The sequence below is a fragment of the Metabacillus sp. B2-18 genome (genome assembly GCF_021117275.1).
Taxonomy (GTDB): Bacteria; Bacillota; Bacilli; order Bacillales; family Bacillaceae; genus Metabacillus.
Genome location: NZ_CP088245.1, coordinates 708,987 through 732,119, shown reverse-complemented (window position 1 = coordinate 732,119; position 23,133 = coordinate 708,987). Strand labels below are relative to the sequence as shown.

The 23,133-nt window shown below is 34.7% G+C and carries 22 protein-coding genes and 1 pseudogene; 11 read left to right on the top strand and 12 right to left on the bottom strand.

The annotated features are described in order from the left end of the window. Positions 1–80: 80 nt before the first annotated feature. Complete coding sequence (locus tag LPC09_RS03805; RefSeq protein ID WP_098795286.1) at positions 81–956, top strand: peptidylprolyl isomerase; 876 nt, start codon at positions 81–83, stop codon at positions 954–956. A gap of 57 nt (positions 957–1,013) precedes the next feature. Here the strand turns inward: LPC09_RS03805 and LPC09_RS03800 are convergent, their stop codons facing one another. From LPC09_RS03800 to LPC09_RS03785, 4 genes are all read right to left on the bottom strand, one after another. Further along, positions 1,014–1,232 (bottom strand): sporulation YhaL family protein, encoded by a 219-nt coding sequence (locus LPC09_RS03800; protein ID WP_098795285.1) that lies wholly within the window; start codon positions 1,230–1,232, stop codon positions 1,014–1,016. Between the two features lie 86 nt (positions 1,233–1,318). Next, complete coding sequence (yhaM, locus tag LPC09_RS03795) at positions 1,319–2,263, bottom strand: 3'-5' exoribonuclease YhaM (RefSeq protein ID WP_098795284.1); 945 nt, start codon at positions 2,261–2,263, stop codon at positions 1,319–1,321. A 165-nt stretch (positions 2,264–2,428) separates the two neighbouring features. Further along, on the bottom strand, positions 2,429–5,416 hold the full coding sequence (locus LPC09_RS03790) for an ATP-binding protein (RefSeq protein ID WP_231309014.1): 2,988 nt from the start codon (positions 5,414–5,416) through the stop codon (positions 2,429–2,431). Between the two features lie 10 nt (positions 5,417–5,426). Further along, positions 5,427–6,665 (bottom strand): metallophosphoesterase family protein, encoded by a 1,239-nt coding sequence (locus LPC09_RS03785; RefSeq protein ID WP_231309013.1) that lies wholly within the window; start codon positions 6,663–6,665, stop codon positions 5,427–5,429. Between the two features lie 308 nt (positions 6,666–6,973). On the opposite strand from LPC09_RS03785, the gene LPC09_RS03780 reads away from it, so the two are divergent. Then, positions 6,974–7,159, top strand: a complete 186-nt coding sequence (locus LPC09_RS03780; protein WP_231309012.1) for a YhzD family protein — start codon at positions 6,974–6,976, stop codon at positions 7,157–7,159. Positions 7,160–7,219: 60 nt separating this feature from the next. Here the strand turns inward: LPC09_RS03780 and LPC09_RS03775 are convergent. The 4 genes from LPC09_RS03775 to LPC09_RS03760 all read right to left on the bottom strand — a co-directional run bounded on the left by LPC09_RS03775 (position 7,220) and on the right by LPC09_RS03760 (position 11,800). Then, positions 7,220–8,550 (bottom strand): IS3 family transposase gene (locus LPC09_RS03775; RefSeq protein WP_231309011.1). Its coding sequence is split into 2 segments (ribosomal slippage): positions 7,220–8,178 and positions 8,178–8,550, totalling 1,332 coding nucleotides; the frame shifts between segments, so codons are not numbered across the junction. 251 nt (positions 8,551–8,801) lie between these two features. After that, positions 8,802–9,578, bottom strand: coding sequence for an enoyl-CoA hydratase (locus LPC09_RS03770; protein ID WP_231309010.1), 777 nt, complete (start codon positions 9,576–9,578; stop codon positions 8,802–8,804). 145 nt (positions 9,579–9,723) lie between these two features. Beyond that, on the bottom strand, positions 9,724–11,220 hold the full coding sequence (locus LPC09_RS03765) for a coproporphyrinogen III oxidase (RefSeq protein WP_098795279.1): 1,497 nt from the start codon (positions 11,218–11,220) through the stop codon (positions 9,724–9,726). A gap of 115 nt (positions 11,221–11,335) precedes the next feature. Further along, a complete protein-coding gene (locus tag LPC09_RS03760; RefSeq protein ID WP_098795278.1) occupies positions 11,336–11,800 on the bottom strand; it encodes an STAS domain-containing protein in 465 nt (154 codons plus the stop codon). Between the two features lie 199 nt (positions 11,801–11,999). Here LPC09_RS03760 and LPC09_RS03755 point away from each other — a divergent pair, with 199 nt between their 5' ends. Next, positions 12,000–12,314, top strand: coding sequence for a hypothetical protein (locus tag LPC09_RS03755; RefSeq protein WP_098795277.1), 315 nt, complete (start codon positions 12,000–12,002; stop codon positions 12,312–12,314). A gap of 59 nt (positions 12,315–12,373) precedes the next feature. Here the strand turns inward: LPC09_RS03755 and LPC09_RS03750 are convergent, their stop codons facing one another. After that, complete coding sequence (locus tag LPC09_RS03750) at positions 12,374–13,216, bottom strand: phosphatidate cytidylyltransferase (protein WP_098795306.1); 843 nt, start codon at positions 13,214–13,216, stop codon at positions 12,374–12,376. Positions 13,217–13,370: 154 nt separating this feature from the next. Between LPC09_RS03750 and LPC09_RS03745 the strand changes: the two are divergent. Further along, positions 13,371–13,811 (top strand): annotated as a pseudogene (locus tag LPC09_RS03745) (hypothetical protein). A gap of 36 nt (positions 13,812–13,847) precedes the next feature. Here LPC09_RS03745 and LPC09_RS03740 read toward each other — a convergent pair. The 3 genes from LPC09_RS03740 to LPC09_RS03730 form a co-directional block, all read right to left on the bottom strand. Further along, the gene (locus LPC09_RS03740; protein WP_231309008.1) at positions 13,848–14,720 is read right to left on the bottom strand and encodes a Cof-type HAD-IIB family hydrolase; all 873 of its coding nucleotides are present in this window, start codon (positions 14,718–14,720) and stop codon (positions 13,848–13,850) included. A gap of 188 nt (positions 14,721–14,908) precedes the next feature. Further along, complete coding sequence (locus tag LPC09_RS03735; RefSeq protein ID WP_098795274.1) at positions 14,909–15,256, bottom strand: YlbF/YmcA family competence regulator; 348 nt, start codon at positions 15,254–15,256, stop codon at positions 14,909–14,911. A 90-nt stretch (positions 15,257–15,346) separates the two neighbouring features. Beyond that, positions 15,347–16,483 carry a DUF445 domain-containing protein gene (locus LPC09_RS03730; protein WP_176550957.1) on the bottom strand — a complete coding sequence of 379 codons (1,137 nt, stop codon included), beginning with the start codon at positions 16,481–16,483 and terminating at the stop codon, positions 15,347–15,349. Between the two features lie 119 nt (positions 16,484–16,602). Between LPC09_RS03730 and LPC09_RS03725 the strand changes: the two genes are divergently transcribed. The 7 genes from LPC09_RS03725 (at position 16,603) to LPC09_RS03695 (ending at position 23,091) form a co-directional block, all read left to right on the top strand. After that, positions 16,603–17,958, top strand: a complete 1,356-nt coding sequence (locus LPC09_RS03725) for a YheC/YheD family endospore coat-associated protein (RefSeq protein ID WP_231309007.1) — start codon at positions 16,603–16,605, stop codon at positions 17,956–17,958. 49 nt (positions 17,959–18,007) lie between these two features. Continuing rightward, positions 18,008–19,105, top strand: coding sequence for a YheC/YheD family endospore coat-associated protein (locus LPC09_RS03720; protein WP_098795271.1), 1,098 nt, complete (start codon positions 18,008–18,010; stop codon positions 19,103–19,105). Further along, on the top strand, positions 19,098–20,471 hold the full coding sequence (locus tag LPC09_RS03715) for a YheC/YheD family endospore coat-associated protein (protein WP_231309006.1): 1,374 nt from the start codon (positions 19,098–19,100) through the stop codon (positions 20,469–20,471). The genes LPC09_RS03720 and LPC09_RS03715 overlap by 8 nt, the downstream gene beginning before the upstream one ends. Then, positions 20,458–21,501, top strand: coding sequence for a YheC/YheD family endospore coat-associated protein (locus tag LPC09_RS03710; RefSeq protein ID WP_231309005.1), 1,044 nt, complete (start codon positions 20,458–20,460; stop codon positions 21,499–21,501). Before LPC09_RS03715 ends, LPC09_RS03710 begins: the two co-directional genes overlap by 14 nt. A 64-nt stretch (positions 21,502–21,565) precedes the next feature. Next, positions 21,566–21,775, top strand: coding sequence for a YheE family protein (locus LPC09_RS03705; protein WP_098795268.1), 210 nt, complete (start codon positions 21,566–21,568; stop codon positions 21,773–21,775). A 58-nt stretch (positions 21,776–21,833) separates the two neighbouring features. Beyond that, on the top strand, positions 21,834–22,025 hold the full coding sequence (locus LPC09_RS03700; protein WP_098795267.1) for a hypothetical protein: 192 nt from the start codon (positions 21,834–21,836) through the stop codon (positions 22,023–22,025). Between the two features lie 163 nt (positions 22,026–22,188). Then, a complete protein-coding gene (locus LPC09_RS03695) occupies positions 22,189–23,091 on the top strand; it encodes a PucR family transcriptional regulator (RefSeq protein WP_231309004.1) in 903 nt (300 codons plus the stop codon). The last annotated feature ends 42 nt before the right edge of the window (positions 23,092–23,133 follow it).

Below are 23,133 nucleotides of genomic sequence, written 5' to 3'. Positions count from 1 at the left end.
TATAGTATTTCTTGTACTACCCTGGAATACATAGCAAGCTAGATACTGTTTAAATTTCATAACTAGGAGTTGTAGTAAAGATGAAAAAGATCGCAATTGTATTAGCAGCAGCAACTAGCATACTTGCACTAAGTGCTTGCAACAATAATGCTGACTCTGAAGTTGTTGTAGAAACAAAAGCTGGTAATATTACGAAGGACGAATTCTACGATGCAATGAAGGCTCGTTTCGGTGCAGATGTGTTAACAGAGCTCGTTCATGAAAAAGTATTAAGTGAAAAATATGAAGTAACGGATGAAGAAGTTCAAAGTGAATTTGATAACTTAAAAACACAATACGGTGCTCAATTTGAAAGTGTTGTCCAAACTCAAGGTGAAGATGTTGTAAAACAAATGGTCAAAGTGGATCTGCTTAGAAAGAAAGCAGCTGAAGCTGAAGCCGAAGTTACAGATGAAGATATTAAGGCTTACTACGATACACTGGAAGGTCAAATTAGAGCAAGCCATATTTTAGTTGCAGATGAAGCAACGGCAAAAGAAGTAAAGGAAAAATTAGATGCGGGTGAATCATTTGAAGATCTTGCAAAAGAATACTCTACAGATCCTGGTTCAGCTCAAAACGGTGGAGATCTTGGATGGTTTGGTGAAGGTGCAATGGTTAAAGAATTCCAGGATGCAGCCTTTAAATTAAAAGAAGGTGAAGTAAGTGCACCTGTTAAGTCAGATTATGGTTTCCACATCATCAAAGTAACAGAAACAGTGAAACCACTTGAAGAAATGAAAGAATCCTTAAAAGAAGAAGTACGCAACCAAAAAATCCAACAACCTGATACAATTCAAAATGCGTTAGACAAAGCAATTGAAGAATCAAATGTAGAAGTGAAGGATGAAGATTTAAAGGATACTTTTAAAGCAGCAGAAGAACCAGCAGAAAAAGAAGAAGAAACAAAAGAATAATTCCAATAATTAAAGGCTCTCGTCGTTTTGACGAGAGCCTTTGTTTGTAGAAATATCTTAGCTTGCTGTTTGATCGTCTTGTAGCTCCGGTTGCTGTGTTAATAGATCTCTTTTTTTCTGACGTTCCTTTTCAATACGGTCAAGATACACTTGACCCTCCTGTTCAATGAACGTATCATCAATTTGTTTATCTTGTCGTGCTGTTTTAAACGCCATATATCCACTTACAAGAATCCCTATAATACATAAATAAATCCACCACGGCATAACAAACATTATACTTCCTCCCCTTTTAAAGACTTGTACACTTGAACAAGCTCTTTTGTAGGAGAATATGAACGAAATAGCGATTTTATTCCTATTTATTTATGAAATGTTGGCTTATAAAAGGAACGGTTATCAAGAGCAAATACTCTTTCTGTGTATTCCCCTGGCTTAACTCGTTCAAGGGCACGATCCATCATATTCATTTTTGCATCAAGATTATCAATATAATGTAAAATTTCTGCTTCTTTGATCATAGGTGGTTTTGGACTACCCCATTCAGCCTTTCCATGATGACTTAAAACGAGGTGCTGTAGGACTACTACTTCTTCCCCTTCGATTTGAAGGTGTTCAGCTGCTTTAGCAATTTCATTTACCATAATGGATATATGACCTATAAGGTTTCCTTCAACTGTATAAGTTGTGCTAACTGGTCCAGACAATTCAGTAACCTTTCCTAAATCATGTAGAATAACTCCAGCATAAAGAAGATCTGTATCTAGACTAGGATATAAAGCAGCTATTGATTTTGCCAAATCAAGCATTGAAACAACATGATAGGCTAAACCAGATACAAACTCGTGGTGGTTTTTTGTCGCTGCTGGATATTCAATAAAAGCAGCACCGTGCTTTTTCAATAAATATCTTGTAATACGTTGGATATTTGAGTTTTTCATTTCAAAAATGTATTGTGTAATCTTCTCATTCATCACTTCTTTTGCTATAGGTGCAGTTTCGAGAAGATCTGAAATCTCAATTTGCTCTTCGTCATGCTTCGGACGGATCTTGCGAATTTTCAACTGATTTCGTCCACGATAATGATGAATATCTCCTAATACTTTGACAATGCTTTGCGGGGAATAGAGGACTTCATCATCCTGTGATGCATCCCAAAGCTTTGCTTCTATTTCCCCTGATGTGTCTTGTAAAATTAAAGTTAAAAAAGCTTTACCATTGCTTGCAATTCCTTTAGTGGAAGTTTTGATTAGTAGGTGTACTTCAACTTGTTCTCCAACGTCATAATGCAAAATCCCTTTTCCCATTTATATATGCTCCTCTCGGTTGGATCTTCTTTATTATTTCGCTTCTTACATTTTTGGCATTGCTGTGATCGCCAATCTTTCAAACATCATCAATTTATAATCGTATGGCTAGTATAGCATAGTTCCTTTATTCTTTCGGCTGCAAAACACTTTCATTAACCCAAACTAACTAACATTTATTTGTGATAGGTTAACCATATTCTGAGACTGATAGGTATTTGCGATATGCTCGTGACATGTAAAATAAATCACTTGATTCTCTTCTTTAAGTCCATTTAATAAAGAAATGGTGTTTGATGTTCTGCGATGATCAAAATGTACAAAGCTATCATCCATAATAATTGGCAAATTCACTTGCTTGTTAATATTTTTTATAATCGCTAGTCGTATCGATAAATACAGTTGTTCCGAGGTTGCTTGACTTAACTCTTCAGCAAAAAACTTTGTTCCATCATGTCGTTCCACTATAAATGACTGCTTATCACTTGGTAAATATACATTGTGATACATCTTAGATGTAAGTCTTGTAAAAAAGTAAGTTATGGATGTCAGTAACTCAGGTAATTTTTCTTCTCTGTGTCGCTGAACTGTTTTTTGTAGCAAATCTTTAGCAAGTGCTCTAACCATCCATTTTTCTGCTTCCTCTTTAACAATAGCCTTTTTATTTTCAAAAGAATGCCTTAGATTTGAATATGTTCCGCTCTGTTCCATCTCTTCTAATTTAATGAGAGTACTGGATTGTTCTTGTTGGAGTTCCCTTTCACTTGCTTCAAGTACGTTTATTTCCTCCTCTATCTCTTGTAACCTTACCTCAATATCGTCAATTTTTGTGTTGGAAAGTGTTTCAATATCAATGTCTTTTTCTGTAGCTAACTGTTTATCAATCCATTGCTTTTGCTTTCTTACTGCTTCTCGTTGTTCATGCAATTTTGCTTGTTTGCGGAACTCATCTTCTGTTTCACATCCACTACTTTTGATAAAATCTTCTTTTTGCTGTTTTAAAAATGTAGTGCTTTGAACATATTCACTAAGTTCTTCATCCAACTCTCTTCTTTTTTCTAATAACTGTTTTTGTTTTTCCTTCTTTGTTCCTTCTATGCTCAATTGCTTAAACAACTCATGAACAGTTTGTTCGATTGAATTTCCTTCAATATCACAAGCCTTTATGATCTCACTAACCATTTGTTCATACTTCAACAATTCCTGTTTTATCAACTTTTCCTCAGCAATAAATTTGTTCTTTTCAAGGATAAGATGCTGAAGTTGTTGCAATAACTCAAATGCTTCTAAAAGTGCCTCTGATGATGCATGTTCATCAATCTTCAACAACTTAGCTAAATGAGCTTGCTTTTGTTTTAATTGAAACTGAGTTTTTTCCCACTCCTCATATTGCTTGACAATTCTTTCGTAGTTTCTCTCTTGTTGCTGAAAAAGTAGTTGCTCATGGTGGAGCATTTGTTTTATTTTTTGGTCATGATTAAGAAGATGAATTAATTCTGGTAGCGATTGAGAAGAGGATGATTCATATGCCATTCCCTTTTTTAAATACACTTCAATTTTCTCAAGCTCCATTGTTAAATGCAGAAGAAGTGGATCTTTTTTCGTTTTTTTATTTTTCACTTGAAGAATGAAACTAACACCTATTGCGATACACACTAGTAAAAGTATCCAATGCTGCTGGATGAAGGACCATATCGTTCCAATTTGGGAAAGTATCACTAAGAAATAAATTAACATCGATCCTTGCTTTTTCTCCTGTTTATGCTCTTTCTTACGCCTAGTTAATTCATTTAAAAGTCTCTCTCGTTCTTGTTGAAGTTGATTCGTATTAAAATTTTTATATTCTTCGACCTTCTGTTCCAAATTCTTTCTTTCATCATCAGGTAGCTCTTCTTTATGCAACTCATTTATTTTCCATTCAGTTTCTTCAATTGAATTTCTTGATTGCTCAAACTGCTCATCCAACATCTGCTTTCTTTGCTGAGCCTGCTGATCCTCAAGTATAATCTTCTTTATTGCTTCCTTCATCGGAATGGTTGCATGTATTTCCAATATTTCCTCATCACTAATATGTGGATAGAGTCTTTGTTTAAGAAGTTCAATTTCATACTGTAATTGTTCAATTCTCTTTACTAAATGAGATTGTTTCTTTTGCTTTTCATCAAAAAGAGCAAATTGTTCACGTGCTTCATGAATCGCTTTTTTATTTTGAATATATGCTTCATTTATTAGTAAATCTTCCAGCTCTTTGTTCACTTGCTCATAGTTACTTTTTGAAGAATTTAATTTGATCTCAATTGGCTGAATAGACATATTAAACTGATCTAGCTGCTGAATGGCATCCTCCGGAAAATGCTCTGTGTCAGGCAAGGATTTCAATTGTTCTAAGCACCAGTTTCTTTCCTTAATGAGGGGAATAACAGATTTTATTCTTTCTAACTCTCTCTGTAAAGACATATTTTCTTTTTTTGCAACTACTACTTGAGATAGCTTTTCCTTTAAGGATTCTTTTGCTTTTAATAATTGCTCGTAGTCACTATTTTTTCTTTTAGCTTCTAACATCTTAGCAGCGCTATCCTTTAATACTACTAGCTCTTCATTTAATGTTGGTTTCTTACCATTCGGCTTATAAATGAGTTCCTGTTGCTTTGTTAATTTGTCCTCAATCGTAAATAATGCATCGGCACCATAAATGCTTGATAAAAATAAAAATTTCCCAACTTGGTCTGAACTCATTTTATGAATTTGCTGTAGGCCATGAACATCAAACGAGAAGATAGATCGATACGTTTCTTTATCTAAACCAGATAATAATTCACCTAAATATTCTTCATCTCTTGTTGTTCCATCCTCCATCTCAATTGTGACCTGCCCACCAAATTTTCCTGGTACTCTTTCTATTTTAAGTCGCCTGTTCTCTTCACTTCTTAAAATTAAATAACCTCCATAGCTTGTTGCTCGTTTAGGCTCATAACGATTTTCTGCTTGTTGTTTAGTGGGAAAGCCAAATAAAACGCTATGTATAAATGACATAATTGTAGATTTTCCGGCTTCGTTTTCCCCATAAAATACAAGTAGGTTGGATTTGCCTAAATAAAAATGCTGATTTTCGAATTTACCGTAACCATAAATATGTAATTCTTCAATTTTCAAAGAGTTCACCTCACTTTATTTCACCTTGTTGTAAAAGTTCGTTTTGCAATAATTTCTCCGCTTTCTTCAGTAGCTGCTTTTGTTCTTCTAAGGTGTATTCTTTAAAATATTTCCGATATACTGGGTGCTTAATAAGTGGGTTTATCACTTCTTCAAATGAATGATAGTCATCTACTGTTTTTTGCAAATCAGTATAGAAAGTGGAAAGCTTAGGAGCATCAATCCTCTTTTTATATGTTTTATTAATAAGTTTCACAATCCAAACAAAGTTTTCCTGCTCCTCAGCACGTTCATTAAAAATATCTATAATATCCTGAGCAATGTCCTGTTGCTGCAGAGTATTGGCTAAAGAACCTGCCCCTGTTAAAGCGATTGTTAAACATGTTGGCTGAGCTTTCTTTTGAATGTATTCAATGGCTGTCTCACATTTGTTCAGTAATTCTGAAAAGTGATGAAGTCCATCAATTGATATTTCAACGTCTTCCCACAAGATTTCTTCAGTAGAAACAAACGTACTTTTCGTTTCTCCTTCTTCCAATTCAACTAAATAACAGCCCTTTTCTCCAGTTTCCTTACGATGTCGTCCTTGTATGTTTCCTGAATAAGCAACCACTTGATGATTTTCATATAAAATCTGACGCTTATGAATGTGTCCTAGAGCCCAATAGTTAAATTCTTTGTCAATTAGCTCATGAAGCTTAAACGGACAATACACATCATGCTCTTGACTGCCCTCTATCGACCCATGTAGCATACCAATATGATACACAGAAGGATTTTCCTTTTTTATATATTGAGAGGTTATATTTTCCTGAAGAGATCGGGTTGGATAACTATAACCATAAATATAGGCGAGCGGTATATCATTTTTACGATATTCCTTCATTTCAACAGAATGACTTGAAAAAACATGAACATTTTCAGGCCACTTAAGATCAATCCACTTCCCACTCATATGATCATGATTTCCATGTATAATATAAACTTGGATTCCCGCTTGTTCTAATCGCTCAAATTCTCTTTTTAGCTTTAACTGGGCCTTTAAACTTCTCTCATCTTCATCGTACAAATCACCTGAAAGTAATAAAAAATCCACTTTTCTTTTAATCGCAAGTGATATCATTCTAGAAAATGCTAAGAACGTACTTTCTCTCACTCTTTCAAAAAGATTAGAAGGCATATGCTTTAATCCGATAAACGGGCTGTCCAAATGGAGATCAGCTGCATGTATAAACTTGATTGAACTCATATATGTCCCATCCTTTATAAACCACGTAAACAATTAATATTCCCTACTTATATATTATCATCTCTAAAATACGAATGCACGTTCTGTGAAGATTAATTTTCGTACATGAAACTTATCGTTCTCCTATGTATGAGAAAAACAGATGAAAATTGGAAATCATTATTGTTCTATGGCCTCGAAAATAAACTCGTATCTGCATCCTAACACTTCCAATTTGGCAAAAGAATGTTTCATATTTCTGCAGGAAAAGTATAATAGAAGTAAGAATTATATAATTATAATGTTTACAACAAGGGGAGGAAATGAAGATGGGGACTTACTATTTAACGGTTTTTGAAAAAAATGGGGAAAAACTTTTAGATGAGAGCTTTGAAGCTCAATCTGAAAATGAAGCAAAAGAAATTGGACAACGTAAATTAGAAGAACAAAATTATACAGATAAAACACACCGCTGTACATCTTCAGCTGGGAAGCTCGTGTTATTTGGAAGATAAATTGAGGAACTGCCTTAGTTAAAATGTACCCTTTGTAAAGGACAGTTTTAAAAAAAGGCATTAAGCAGCCTGAAGAAGATGATCTCTGTATTTTACAGGGGTCATCTTTTTTAGGTTCCATTGATATCTATGATGGTTATAGTAAGTGATGTATTTGTCCATTTCGCGTTTTAGTTCGTCCAAAGTTTTACATGGCTTAATATTTGCTTCGTCTTTAAGGTGGCCAAAGAATGATTCTATTGGTGCGTTATCCCAACAGTTTCCCCGTCTAGACATAGATTGCCGTAATCCCATTTTCTTCACAAGCTTTTGGAATCCTGGATGGGTGTAGTGAGTTCCTTGATCTGAATGAATGAGAGCGTCTTTAGCTTTCTTATAGTTTCGGTTCTTCTTTAACTTGTGCAAGGTGTTTGTAGCTAACTCCATGGTGATACGATCCGATAGATGATAAGCTAGAATTTCACCTGTTGATCCATCTTTAATTACTGATAAATAAGCTCTTTGGCCATTATGGTAATGCATATAAGTGATGTCAGTAAGAAGTACGTTATATGGAATCCCTTGCTTAAATTGGCGGTTTAATATGTTTGGCACAACGCGATGTTCTTGGGTTGCCTTCATCATTCTTTTATATGGGTTAGCTTTTCTAATAGGACAGAAAATATTGTATTTCTTCATAATTCTGCGAACACGTTTCAAATTAAAGACACACTGAAATTGACCCGCCAATGTCATCTTAATTTGGCGTGCCCCTTTCTTTCGACCTTTAAAGTGGAAGGCTTTTAAAATTAATGCTTTAGCTTCTTCATCCCTCACTTCCTGACGTTTCCTTTGTTCTTCGGACTTAGCTGAGAAATAATTATAGTAACCACTTCGTGACACCCCGGCAACGTCACAAAGGAATTTCACCATGTGTTTTAGGTTGTATTTTTCAATAACCTCACGAATAAGAATGTACCTCTGACTAGAAGGAAGCCTTACTTCTTCAGCCCCCTTTCTAACATACGAATCTTTTTTAGGAGTTCATTTTCTGCCTTTACAAGATTCATCTTAGCTTCTAATCTTGCATACTTCTCCTCAAGGGACAGTTCTTTTACTCGCGGTCTTCCAGAATTATTTTTCCTAGTGTCTTTAAGCCCCAACAAGCCTTCAGTTTTATAAGTGTTTCTCCAACGCTCTGAAGAAGATTTAATTCTTTGCATGCCAATAATTTCAACATCAAATCCAGCTTCTTCAAAGATTTGTCTTGAAAGCTTCCCCTTACTGAATTCAGATACAAAATGTTGTTTAAACTCATCCGAGTAAGTAATTCCCTTTGAACTGACCGATTTCACATATGGGTTTTTAGATAATAGTTTGATTTCTTTTTCTGTAAATAGCTTTTTACTCATGATTCTCCGTCTCCAAGTTATGTCTGTAGTTGTGATGCTTACATTATACAAAAAAGCACCCTATAGAGAGAGCACTTTTTTTAAGTGTCTACTCTATAGGGTACATTTTAAGTGAGGCAGTTCCTTTTTAATTTGGGTAGTTTGTCCGTTTTTTGACTAATCGTAGAAAAACCTTCAGGAATCGTTGATAAATTCTTATAATCGAAGATAAACCTCCTGGAAAGGAATCGGAGATAAGTCCTCCAATTTAATTAATTTCCGATAAAATGAGCCGGGCGTTTTTCTAAAAACGCAGCAACCCCTTCACGATGATCTTGTGTTCTTCTCATTTCTAATTGTTTTTCAGTTTCAAGGTCTAATGTTTCAAGCAAGAGCTGTTTTTCTTGTTCACTATATATCATTTTTGAAGAGATCATTGCCTTCAATGGACGCGCTTCCAATTTTCTTTTTACCAATTCAAGCTGTTCTTCTGTATCTCCTTCATAAGCCATGTCAACAATCCCTGCCTTTAATGCTTCATCGGAGGTCAATGATTTACCTTCCCAGATTACTTGCTTAGCTTTGTGTTCTCCTAATCTTTTCTTTAAAAAGAAATGCCCTCCACCATCTGGAATAAGACCAATATTAATAAAATTCATGGCAATCTTCGCATTTTTTTCCGCAAATACTTGATCACATGCTAAAGCAAAACTTAGTCCTAAGCCAGCTGCAGCCCCGTTAAGAAAGCTTACTGTTACCGCAGGCATCGTGTATAAGCTGACAATAATATTTTTGATATTGTTCATCACGGTTTGAAAGCCAGATTCATCTGCATTAGATAGCATCGTTTTTAAATCACCGCCAGCTGAAAAGGCACGACCTCTTCCAGTAACAAACAAAAGCTTTACATTTGAAGCAGCAACATCAGCTAAGCACTCAGCTAATTCCTGAAGCATTTCTACGTCCATTGCGTTTAATGAGTTCACTCTGTTTAGATATAATGTAGCAAAATTCCCCTCTTTGACTAGCTCAATCGTTTGATATGTCATTCTCATCCACCCCTAAAATGTATTTCAATATATTAATTCAAGAAAGCTGGTTGATATCCTGCTTGTTAACGTATTAGTATCTTGATAATTTTAGGCGGAAAGAAAAAACAACAAGGCATATACAAAACCTTGCTGTTTACATTCTTTATTTAGAGAACAACTCTTCTAGAATAGAGATTTTTTCATTTGTATAATGTTTAAAACCATCATTATATGATTTTGGATCCTTTGGATTGGCAAAGTGAGTAATTTTCCTTGTCACAGGATGAACAAACTTACTTGCAGCTCCGCATCCAATCCCAATAATCGTTTGCTGTTCTTCCATAATCATGATGTTATAAAGACTATCCTGCCCTTTTAAGGCATAACCAACATTCTCTAAATTTCCGAGGATGTTTTTTTGACGGTATAAATAATATGGGGTATATCCATGATCCTTTGTCCAAGAAACTGCATGGTCCATCATCGTTGTAATTTCTTCACGGCTTGCCACTTTATACTTATGTTTGTTTTGCGTCATTTCTGATGCACGCTTAAAAGAAAGTGTGTGAACCGTCAATGACTCCGGCATCAACTTTGCTGACTCTGCAAGAGAATAATCAAATTCGTCAACACCTTCACCAGGTAAGCCGATAATTAAATCCATATTAATATTATTCATCCCCATACTTCTGGCTAAATGAAACTTCTCTATTGTTTCTTCAACAGTATGATGGCGTCCAATCGCCTTTAATGTTGCCTGTGTATAGGATTGAGGATTAATACTAATACGATCGATTTTCCACTTATTTAAAATATCAAGCTTTTCCTTTGTTATAGTGTCCGGTCTGCCTGCTTCTACTGTAATTTCTCTAATATTTTCTAGATGCGGGAACGATTCGGCCATTTCTTCATACAACATATCCATCTCTTCTGCTGTAATACTTGTCGGTGTACCCCCACCATAATAAACAGTTGTAATTTTAATGTTCTTTTCCTTTAACCAACGACCGATTTCTCTCATTTCATAATGAAGGCCACCTAGGAAAGAAGTAACCGATCCTTGTCTACCATTGATTGCATACGCTGGAAACGTACAATAAGCACACTTTGTTGGACAAAAAGGGATGCCAACATAGATACTCACCTCATTAGAAAGGGAATCTAAATCCGGAATGACTTCTAGCTGTCGTTCAACGATCTGCTTCATAAGATGAATTTTTTCATCTGACAACAAGTATTCTTCCTTAAACATTTTGTGGATGTTTTCTGTTAACATTCCTTCTTGCCGCTTTTTATGGTAAAGCTTCGTAGGACGTATTCCGGTTAAAATTCCCCATTTTTGAATCATACCTGTGTAATCCTGAAGAAGAGTTAAATAAACAAACGAAAGAGTGTTTTTCACTTGTCTTAATCGTTCCTTCCCTTCTACATGAACAGGAATTTGCTTCTCCTTGTTTGCCTCGTATCGCTTGCCATCCTCTGTTAATAAATTTCCTGTGATTGAAACACGCTCATCATCTTCTTGAATAAAAAACTCTGCTTCAAGAGTATGATCATCTTCTATAAAGCAGAGCTCTGTTTCTTCAAAAAATAAATTTCCGATTAATGTGAGCGGACGATGGAAACGTTCATCTTCAATACCTTTTATATATATTTTCATTTCATAATCACCCTATATCTTTTTCAAAACTCATTTTAGTTTCTAATACTATCATCCATGAAAAACTTATACTTTCTGATAGTACAAAAAACAAGTGTCTCGGTCAATGTTATCTTTATACAGAAGCCTTTTGTAGGACAAAGCCTTTCTTTTTCATTAAATGTTTTAATGCTGATTGAAATGTAGAAAAAGACTCTGCTTTTATCTGCACACCAGTCGAGACAATCTCCTTAATAAGCTGTGGAGAAAGACCAACATAGTAAGGCTCGACCCCCATTAAAAAGATCGCATCTGTTAATTGATGGATTTCGTTTCCTAATTCTCGCATACCAATTTGTTCAATTTTATCTAATGTAATATCTGTCATATCAATAATAGCCGTCTCAATATCATGTGTTTGGATATACGATAAAATCTTAATTCGAATTTTTTCAAATCTTTCTTCAAGGAGAATGCCTGTAATCGGCACTAAGATTGTATCTGGTACAATTGATGGAATAATTGGTGCTGACATTTCTAAGATGACTTCTTCATATTCTTTGATTTTTGTTTCTAGCTTCTCTACATATTCTTTGTTCATATTTTGCCCCTTCATTTTAACATTTATATATATCTACTTGCTATTTGAATGAGAATGAATAATTTCTTTCCACTAGTAATAGTAACAATTACTCATGTACAGTAACAAGCGATATTAGGAAAAATAAATATTGATAATATTATCCACCAGTAAGGTCATAGAATAATAATAAGAATATAAATATAGGAGGCAATCGCTGTTGAAAAAAATTGCTCCAGTTATCATTGTTGCAGTAGTTGCTATGATAGGTTATCTAGATTCTCCACAATTTTTTGAGAAGGAACAAGCCATTGTCAGTATTCCAGTACCAGCTGATGATGCTGAAACTGCTACAACTGAAACAGAAGAGTCTGTTGCTTTACCTGAATTTGAAAACAGGCTAGTCGATTTGAAAGAAGAGGATGGATATGCTGTAGAAGTATATCAAGAGTATGAGGTTTATAAGGACGAGCAAGGAAATGTTATAGAACGAATTCCGACGGAGAATTACCATTATTTACGATATAAGGAGTAATAAAGAGTAGGTTCTATAACAAGAAAAAATGGGACTGTCCATTTAGACAGCCCCTTTGGTTACATAAACTCATAAAAATAACGGATAACATGGAAAAATACTGGTGAGGTATATGTTAAACTATCAACACGTGTTAAATAACTTTTTTGTACGTTCTGTAATTTTTCACGGTCCCCTATAAGCAAGTCACGTTTTAAAACTGAAATGGTTAAACTTCCAAAAAATCCACTTAAGCTAATCAAAACACCTGATATGATACCAAACTTTAAGTCGAGAGGCGTTAAGTAAGGATAAATAAAGTATGCAATTGTTGTTGTGACGATGGTTGCACCTACATACCCTTCCCATGTAATGGTAGGATTCGCTGAGGGTACTACCTTTCTTTTTCCTATATAGATCGAAATCAAATAATGAACAACATCATTCACTTGTGTTAACACAACTAGAAAAAGAACTAAATTTGCTCCGTATTCAGGTGTTGCGAATTGATAATACGCTAAATGACTTAACCCAAACACCATTAACATTAATCCCCACTGTGTTGAGCTTACTGAACGCAAAAAGCCACTTGTACCTTTACCTAATAGCCTTGGTAGAGGTAAAAACAAGAAAACATAGACAGGAATAAACACAATAAACATTCCATACCATCCGATATAAATCCAATAAAACTGTAAAGGAATCGCTAAATAAGACCAAAGAAATAAACGTCGATCAGCTTTTCTCGTTTTCATCATAGAAAAATACTCTTTTAGAGCAAAAAAACATAAAACCATTAATGAAAGCAATGAAACAACAGGATTAAATAAAGTAGCCATACAAAATACCGCAAACATTCCCCACCAAGTTTTTACTCTTAAAAATACAGCGGTAAAATCCTTCTCTGGCTCCCTCTTGCTCATGAATATAAAAACAATGCTCACACTACTTAATACAAGTAAAAAGATCGATAAAGTCCAAAGCGTTGTAATCAAGTTTTCACCCACCAAAAAAATGAATTATTGTATAATTAAGGATAGAATATTTCGGGAAGATATAAAAGAGGGAAGTAATAATATGACAGCCAAAACATATGTTTATATATTGCTCACTGATACTGGGACGTTATTTACAAAATCTATCAAAAAATATACAAAGGCTCCATACAATCATGCCTCCATAGCCTTTGATCCAACATTAAAAGAAATGTACAGCTTTGGTAGGAAAAACCCCAGTAATCCAATTAACGGTGGATTTGTAAAAGAAGATGTTTATACAGGAACTTACAGTAAGTACCCTGATACAACCTGTGTTATTTATAAGCTTGAAGTGTCAAATCGTGATGTTGATTTTTGCTCACAATTTGTGGCTGAAATTCTTTAACGCTCAGGAATTAAATTATGGGATAAACTCCCAGCATTAATTACTCCTGACGATTTCCGAAAAAGCGATGAGTTGCAGCTTGTTTATGAGGGAAAATTAACAGAATACCCTGCTATTAAAAGAAACCATTCTTAAATAACAAGAAGGGAGAGTCTGCTCTCTCCCTTCTTGTTATTTATCAATTTTAATTTTCCGTAAGAAATCCTGTCTTTGCTGCTTGCGAAAATGCTCTTTTACCATATAAGCAACACCTTGCTGATTATTAGAACGTGTTACCCAGTCAGCTGCATGCTTCACTTCAAACGGTGCATTCCACATTGCTACCCCCAAGCCTGCTAACTTAATCATTTCAATATCATCATCTGAATCACCAATAGCCACAGTTTCATGCAGTGGTATCTTCAAATGGCTAGCAAGGGCACGCAAGCCGTTTTCCTTTGAAACCCCTTTTCTAACAATCTCAAAACTTTTAGATTTGCTGTTGGTTTTTAGATTAACCTCATCAAAAGCCTCTTGTATTAATTTTTCTGCCTCTTCTTTTTCTTCATCATATTTGAAATGAACATCGATTTTCGTGGCAGAAACCTGCTCATCTCTAAGAGTGTCTCCTAAGGAATCCACAAATTGAACCGGATAAAACATGGAATCTGATGTATTAAGGATTGACTTACTAAGTAAATTGGAAGCAATTTTTTTTCGATTTCCAATTGAAAAGCGTTCATGTGTAAGACGAATATTGCAATTAAAATTCTCCAACACTTGAACAAGATTAAACGTTAAATCTTCAGATAGTCGCTTCTCATAAAAAGGCTCATCTAGATTTTCGGAAATAAATGCTCCACCATGAGTGACTAAAAATGAATCTAGTTTTAATGCTTTCGCAAGCTTTTTGGCAGATTGAAAATGCCTATTTGTTACAAGAGTCACGTAGACCTCTTTTTCTTTCACAAAATCAATTGCTTCCTTCGTCGACGCTTGAAGACGACCATTTGAACGAAGCAAAGTTCCATCGATATTCAATGCAAGTAATCGGTAAAAAGTCACAGCGAGTCCCCCTTCTACAGATGTCTAAAACCTATTATGAGGTTATGTCCCTCTTTCGAAAAATAGAACAAGAGTGGTGGTGTTGTGATGAAATGTTTGGGATTTGTGTGTGTTTCGATCGTATACAAACATAAAAAAGCAGAATGGTTTTCCCATTCTGCTAAAGAACGAACATTTTTATGTATGTCTTATAAGCTTCCGTACATTTCCTCAAGTGGTTTCATAATAATTTTATTTAGTTCTGTAACAACCATGCTCAAGCGTTGTTCTGCCGCCATCAGTTGGGCAATTTTTTCATGTTGTTGAACAAGTTGAACAGATTTTTGCGCCTGTTCAATTTCTTCTTGCGTAATTTCCTGCCCAGACATTTGCTTCTGTTGAAGATTTAGTTGAATGTTACGGAAGTTTTCGAACATCTTACTTGCTGATTCATCTGCGTTCACTTCATCGTAAAGATTTTTTAACGCTTTGAAATCATCACTTTCACGTAGAGCTTTTTCTAAATTGTATGCAACATCATATAAGTTTTCAGGCATATGATGAGCCTCCTTTCTAGTATTAACCTATGTAGGCTCCTTCTCCACTATAACAAACTATTTTCATCTCTGCATAGAAAACCAGCTATTTTATTGAATGAGCATGACAATTATAGCTTGTAATCCCCCAATGATCCCTCCAAGTAGCGCTCCAAGATAGGTAATCATTTTAAATTCTTTCCTTGATATTGAAAGAATAATGTCCTCTAGTCTCTCTACTGCAAAAGATTCAACTTGTTCCCGCACAACATCTTCAAGCTTCAACTGTTGTAAAATATCATCTAAATGAGATATAAGGTATTTAGTTGAAACATCAACTACCATCGGAAGCCATTCTTTTAAAATTCTCTCTTCATTTGGTTTTAAGTAAGTTGAGATTGGCTTGGATAGAAGTTCATCAACATTCAATGTATCAATAACAGCATCAAGAATGCGGGATCCTTTTTCAACAATACCCCATTTTTGATCAAGCTCATCAAAGGTTATGTCTTGAATAGAATTCCATTCACGCCCAATTAACGTTGTAACTAAAACTTTCGTTTCGTCGTTTTTCAAAAACTTAATAACTTCTGGCTGTACTTTATCAACCAGGCTTTCGTTTCCTAAAAACATCCCAATCATATTACCAAGCATTCCTCTAGTTGCAAGAAAATCTTCAATCATTTTGCCAAGCTTTTGTTTACCTTCCTTGCTTTCAAAATATGAAATGCCTTTATCAACAATAAATTGAGCCACCTTTGGAATAACAACATAAACATCATCTAGAACATTTTTAGAAAGTACCTCATTTAACGGCTTTTGGGAGTTTTCCTTTACCACTTTTTCGAGTTTTCTAGAAAGAAAATTTCTTACGGTATCATTTACTACTTTCTCAGGTTCATTAATATTTAATGAAATCATAAGTTGTGATGGAGTTTTTTCAGAAATCACAAGCTTTCTAATCTGTGCTTCTCCCCAAGTAATAACCTGGTCTCTAAATTGTGATTGTAAAAATTTCCGTTTCATCCCTTCTGCTGTTAACAAATGCTGAACAACCATTTTTCCTAACTGTTCAGCAAGCTCCTCTCTCCGCTTCGGAATCAGTCCCGGTGTAAAAGGAACTCTTTTCCCTAAAAAATAAAGAGGTTTATAAGGACGAAAAAGCATTTTAATTGCCAATGAGTTCGTAACTCCCCCAATAGCCGCACCGATTACAATCATTATCACTGCCATAATTACATCTTTCATTACCATCTACCTTCCACAACATCACCTTTTTTTTTCAAAAACATACGATGTTATATCAACATCTGCCTAAGAACATTATAGAGCTTGTCTGTTAGGCGAGCAAATAAGGGGTTTCTATGATGCAAAGTATGATTGAAATAAAACAGTTACCATCAACTTTTAGATCAAATATATGTGAAATGAGTGAAGGGCTCCGTGTTCATTTAGGTCTCCCTAAATTAGTTCATTCCCTGAAAATTAGTTGTGGAATGCATACTGTGTCCTGTCCAATCGTATTTATAGATGAGGAGAACTTTAGTTTGTCCGTTTCGAAGGAAACGTATGAATTGCTACATCTGCCAGACAAAACATTATCTCTTCATGGAGAACTCAAGAACCGTAATCAACTAAAGCTTGGGCCGGTAATTGGCCTGATAACTGAGATAAAGAAAAAGGATCAAGGTGTCCATTTTGGCTCCATTCATGATTTTTGCAAAGAACTTGCATTATTTTCTGAAAGTAATGGCTGCTTCTTCTATGTGTTTTCTTTTTCAACTTACAATAAGGAAAAAATGAGTGGCTACTACTTAAGAAACGATCAGTGGGTAAAAGCTACATTGCCATATCCTGATGTTGTTCATAACCGTATACACTCTAGAAAACTTGAAAAATCAAAAAACTTCTTAGATATAACAACTGACTTTATTGAAAATAAAATACCATATTTCAATGATCGTTTTCTAAATAAATGGGAAATTCACCAAATTCTATCTGCAAGTGAACATCTTATTCCTTATTTACCTGAAAGCATGCTCTTAGAGTCTAAATCTAATTTGGAAGATATGCTTAACGAAAAAAAAGATCTTTTCATTAAACCTATTAACGGAAGCCAGGGGAAAAGAATTTTTAGAGTAATAGAACATGAAGACAGCTCCTACTCTCTTGATTTTACTACTTTTTCCGGTGAAATCAAAAAAGAATATGATAGCTTTGATCAATTATTCACCGCTCTTTACCCTCGCTTAAAAAAAGAAGGGTTTCTCCTTCAAGAAACGATCAATTTAAAACAATATCAAAACCGAACATTAGATTTTCGGTTTTTATGTCATAAAAAAGACCTGCATCATTGGAAAGTTTCTTCTGCTGTTGCCAGAGTGTCAGGAGATCAGCAATTTGTTGCTAATTTAGCAAGTGGCGGAGAAATCTTTAAAATAAAAAGCTTGCTTAATGAATTATTTGGAGAAAAAGAAGGACTTCATTTAAAGAAGCTATTATCAGAGCTTTCTTTAGAAATTGTTGATGTTGTATGTATTCAAGCAGGTGGAGAATTCGGAGAGTTTGGCATTGATTTAGCACTGGACGATGATGGACACCCTTGGATCATCGAAGTGAATACAAAGCCTTCTAAATCAGAAGATGATCCGAAAAAAAGCAAAGTTCGTCCATCTGCTAAATCAGTTATAAACTATTGTCAGTTTTTATATGATCAAAAATAAATCTACCTGCTTTACAAAATGAAAGGAAACGAAAAGGAAGTGACTTAAATTGCACCAAATTACATTAGGTTTTTTAGCTGTACATTTACATCATGAAAATGGATATGCAACAGAAATTGCCAAACGAAGTGCTTCATTTAATATCGAGTGCGTTCGTTTTGAACCTACCTCCATTGATCCTTCTACATTAACCATTAACGGTGAAAAATATGATTCAATAACTCAAACATGGAAGATTGCTTCCTTTTCAATTCCTACTTTTATTTATGACCGCTGCTTTTATAACAATCAACAAGCATCAAAAAAAAGCAAGCCAATTGTTGAATGGTTAAAGCAAAACCCTTCAACTACATTTTTAGGGTTTGGATTGCCTGATAAATGGCAGATTTATTCAGCCATAAAAGCTAGTGAGCCCATCAATTCCTACTTACCTGAAACCGAAAAACTAACAACATCTGCACAAATTATAAAACACATCAGAACTAATTCTAGTTGCATTTTAAAACCTACATCTGGATCTAGAGGAAATGGAATTATTGCTGTTAGGCAAACTTCAAACGAAGTAAACATCACTTATCATAAAGGTCACGATAAAAAGACACAATCATTTCATTCATTACAGCAATTTTCAGATTGGTGTGAAAGACTTCTAAAGCAGCAAAGCTATCTTCTTCAACCTATTCTTTCCCTTACAGATCAGGAAGGTTATCCGTTCGATATTCGCTTACTTCTTCAAAAGAATCGAAATGGAGAGTGGATTCTTGTAGAGAAAGGGGTACGGAAAGGGTATCAAGGATCGTTTTTATCAAACTTAAACAGTGGTGGTGCTCCGATCACATATGAAGAATGGTCAAAGTCTTTAACAATGAAACAAAAATTTTTACTTGAAGATGAGCTTTCTACGATTATTACCCATTTGCCTAAGCTGCTTGATATGAAGTTTAATAGATTGTTTGAAATAGGAATTGATATAGGTTATGCACAGGATGGATCCACATGGATACTTGATATTAATTCAAAGCCGGGCCGAAAAACCTTTGTTGAAACAAAGCCACATTTAAAAGATATTCTCTATGAGTCTCCATTAGCATATTGTCATTATTTAATGAACCAAAGAAATAACAAAGGAGCTGAAGTCAATGAATAAAATCTATTCCATTCAAATAAGAGATACAGAGAAATTAACCATTTCTTTACCTATAACTGCACAACATTTCGGTAAGATTGGATTCGTTTCTTTCGGTACGATTACCCTACCATGTGATGTAATGTATGATGAGACACTTATTGATAACATTGTAATACCAAAAGAATTATCAGAACAGCTGCTGCTTCCTACCTTAGGAAAGACTCACCTTATCATTCATGACTATACATTACACCTAGGTCCTTTGGTTGGCATTTTTACTGCAGGCTTTACAGAGTCCTCATTACGCCCAATTGGTGAGCGTTCTCTATTCTTTGCTAAGTTTTTATCCATTGATCAGTCACTCGGCATCTACTCCTTTGTGTTTGGTGCTCATCATATAAACTGGGAAGAAGGTACAATTGAAGGTTACACATATGGAAAAAACGGTTGGAAAAGAGGAACCTTTCCTTTTCCTAATGCTGTATATGACCGACTACCAAATAGAAGAATTGAAAACCATCAAGCACTTAAGCTTGTAAAAAAACGGTTAACAGAAGAGTATACAATTCCATGGTATAATCCAGGCTTTTTTAATAAATGGTCCATTCATCAGCTTCTTATCCAAGATACTGAGGCTTCACATTACTTACCTGAAACCATTCACAACCCTTCTATAAGTAGGATGGAGGAAATGCTTTCATCGTATCAAAGCATTTATTTAAAGCCTGCAAATGGAAGCTTAGGATTAGGAGTGTTTCAGCTTATGTATTCACGTGAAGAGAATACATATTATTCACGTTACCGAGATGATAAAGATATTAATAGACTTAGAAGATATTCATCTCTTGAAAGCTTCTTAAAAGCTTCTTTTAAAGACAGACTTCTATCAAGTTATCTTGCACAGCAAGGAATTAAGCTTATTCGATTTGATGGTAAAGCAATCGATTTTCGAATTCATACAAATAAAGATGATTACGGGAGCTGGAAGGTTACCGCACTAGCTGCAAAGGTTGCTGGTCGTGGCAGTGTAACTACCCATTTAAATAATGGTGGAGTTGTTAAAACACTTGAAGAAATTTATGATGACCCTCAGGAGAGAATGAAAACATTTCATAACTTAACCGAGGCAGCTATTACACTAAGTAAAAAAATTGATCAGCACATTAAAGGCTTTATCGGAGAAATAGGTTTTGATTTTGGGGTAGATCAAGACGGTCGAGTTTGGATGTTTGAGGCCAACTCAAAGCCTGGAAGATCCATTTTTTCACATCCTGAACTTAAAGACGCTGACCTTACAACAAGAAAAGCATCCCTTCAATATGGTGTTTACTTATCGAAAAAAGCAATATTTCATCCAGAGGAATTAGTTCATGAAGAAAGCTGATTATGTTCCTCTTGTAGGAATTCTAGCAAGCAAAGGTGGCAAAAACCATATTTTCCGTGGTAATGCTACAGTTTTCAAAAATATTCAAAGTGAACTTTCTAAATTCGGTGGGTTATCCTTTGTCTTTACAACAGATGGTGTTGAAGAAAATGGTGTTACTGGCTATGTTTATTTTTTTGAAGAGAAGAAATGGGGAAAGATTTCTTTCCCTTTTCCTGATATCATTTATAATAAAATCTCGTCTCGAAGTGAAGAAATTTCAGATGAGGTTGTAGCCCTAAAAGCATTATATGAACAGCAAGGAAAACCTTTTTTCAACTATGTTTTTTTCAACAAATGGGAAACGTACTCTGCTCTGTCTCAGGATAGAGAAATGCAATCTTATATACCAAAAACATGGCTACATACTGATATAGTACATATATCCGACCTTCTTAATTCTTATTACTCTCTTTATGCTAAACCCCAAAATGGCCATAAAGGATCTGGCATTTATCAGCTGTCACGAAAAGAAGATCATTACACGGTCCAATCAAATACAACCACCATTACATACAATGAAGAAAACTTTAGGACATGGGTTAGCAGCCATTTACATAAAGAAAAATACCTTCTTCAAGAAGAAATTATGACGGATAAGATCGAAGACTGTAAATATGATTTACGCGTTATTTGTTTATATCGAGACAACGAATACAAACCTGTAGGAATCGGTGTACGGAAGGCATCAAAAAACTCGATAATAACACATGTCCCAAATGGTGGCGAAATCATTCCATTTGAAAAGGTTAGGGGGCGATGCTCAATCAAACAAGTCAACTGGCTCGCAAACAAAGTTGGGACACTTATAACAAAAGCATTTGGCTTTGTTGGTGAATTTTCGTTGGACATCGGTCTAACTCCAGAAGGCTGGCCTTATCTTTTTGAAGTGAATTCAAAACCAATGATTTTTGATGAGCAAGAGATTCAGAAGCAACGGATCACTGAGCTAGTACAATTATTTATTGAATTAGAAAAATACCATAAATAGGTAGAAGGAATTCTCCCATTTTCGCCGTATTATTTCTATAATGGTTAGGAAGGGAGCGATAAGCTTGATTACACATTTTCAATACAAACCATTGTTCAAACAAGCAAAGTTACCTGGCTGGCGTATTTCGTTTTATTTTAGAGGTTCACATTATGATGGGATTTATCATAAAAATGGACAAATTGAATGGGGATCAGTAACACCCCAAAAAGAAGATGAAACAAAGCTACAAACTCAAATTCATGAATTAATGCTATTTCACGTTTATGAGTAAACATGAATGATCATTTCCTCTTGGACACAAAATAGTGTACAAGGAGGTTGGTACTGCTATGAAAGATAGAGATGAAGCTGTTAAACAGGATATAAATTATGAAGGAAAAGATAAAGCCTATCTCGATATTGATCGAATGATCAATGAAGGCTTATCAGGTGGATCTGTTCATATGAGAGAGGATTCAACAAATATTGAAGAAGCAAGAAAACTTGTTGAAGAAGAGCCACCAAATACCATTGATGATTAAAAGCTGCTACTTGCAGCTTTTTTTATTTGCTCTAAAACAGTATGATATATTTCAAATCCTTTTACTTGTTTATAAAGGTGTAATCTTTTACCATTTAATTTATATAAAATCGATTTTTCAGAAAAAAAATCAACACAGATCTAGACCAAGAAGGAGCCCTTGTATGTTAGAAAATTTAAAGAAGCACTATGGAGAGGCGCTAACAACAAACTATAATCGACATGATACAAATTTCGAATGGTTTCAGACAGATCTTGGTAAACCTTTTGGAATTTTAAAATCCGAATTAAGTTCTGAAGAGATAAACTTATTATCCTCACTCTTTCAATCAATAAAAGTTATTGATGAAGATCAATATACAATCAATCAGCGGAAATGGTATGATTTTCTATTCAGTGATCATGAACATCGCGAATCCCCACTTTCTAGTGATCATACTACTTCTTTACGCTTTTATTATTTTTTCCTTAAGCAGCCAATTGATGATAAACAAAATTTCGAAGAAGCCGTTAAAGGAATTATGAACACAGATCTTGTTATCTGGTTAAATCTTTCACATGGAATTATGATCGAGGAAAAGCCTAACCACATATTAGAGATTGATTCACTAAAGGACTTAAGTGATACACTTACAACTGATTTTTATGTAGAACCGTTTATTTACATAGGCCAATTGCAAAAAAACGATCATTCTCTAAAAGAAAAATTTTCACTTGAACATGCCTGCTTTCAAAGCATTCATCGTTCCAGTAACAAAGAAAAAGTACTTAGCTTTTATGATGTGTTACCTATCTTTATCTTGAGAGCCCCTTCTATGTTAAAAAAAGAAATATTATCAAATCATTTTTTAGAAATTATAGAAGATAAAGAGCTCCACCACACAATTGAGGCGTTTTTTCATTCAAATTTAAATGCTTCTTCAACTGCTAAAAGGCTATTTATTCACCGTAACAGTCTGCAATATCGCTTGGAAAAACTACTTGAAAAAACCGGGTTGGACATTCGCATTTTTTCAAATGCAGCCTTTATTTTTCTTGCCATTATTTTAGCACAGCATGAAAATTAAGATAACGTTTACAAGTTGCACAAAAGCCCCTTCCTATTTTCG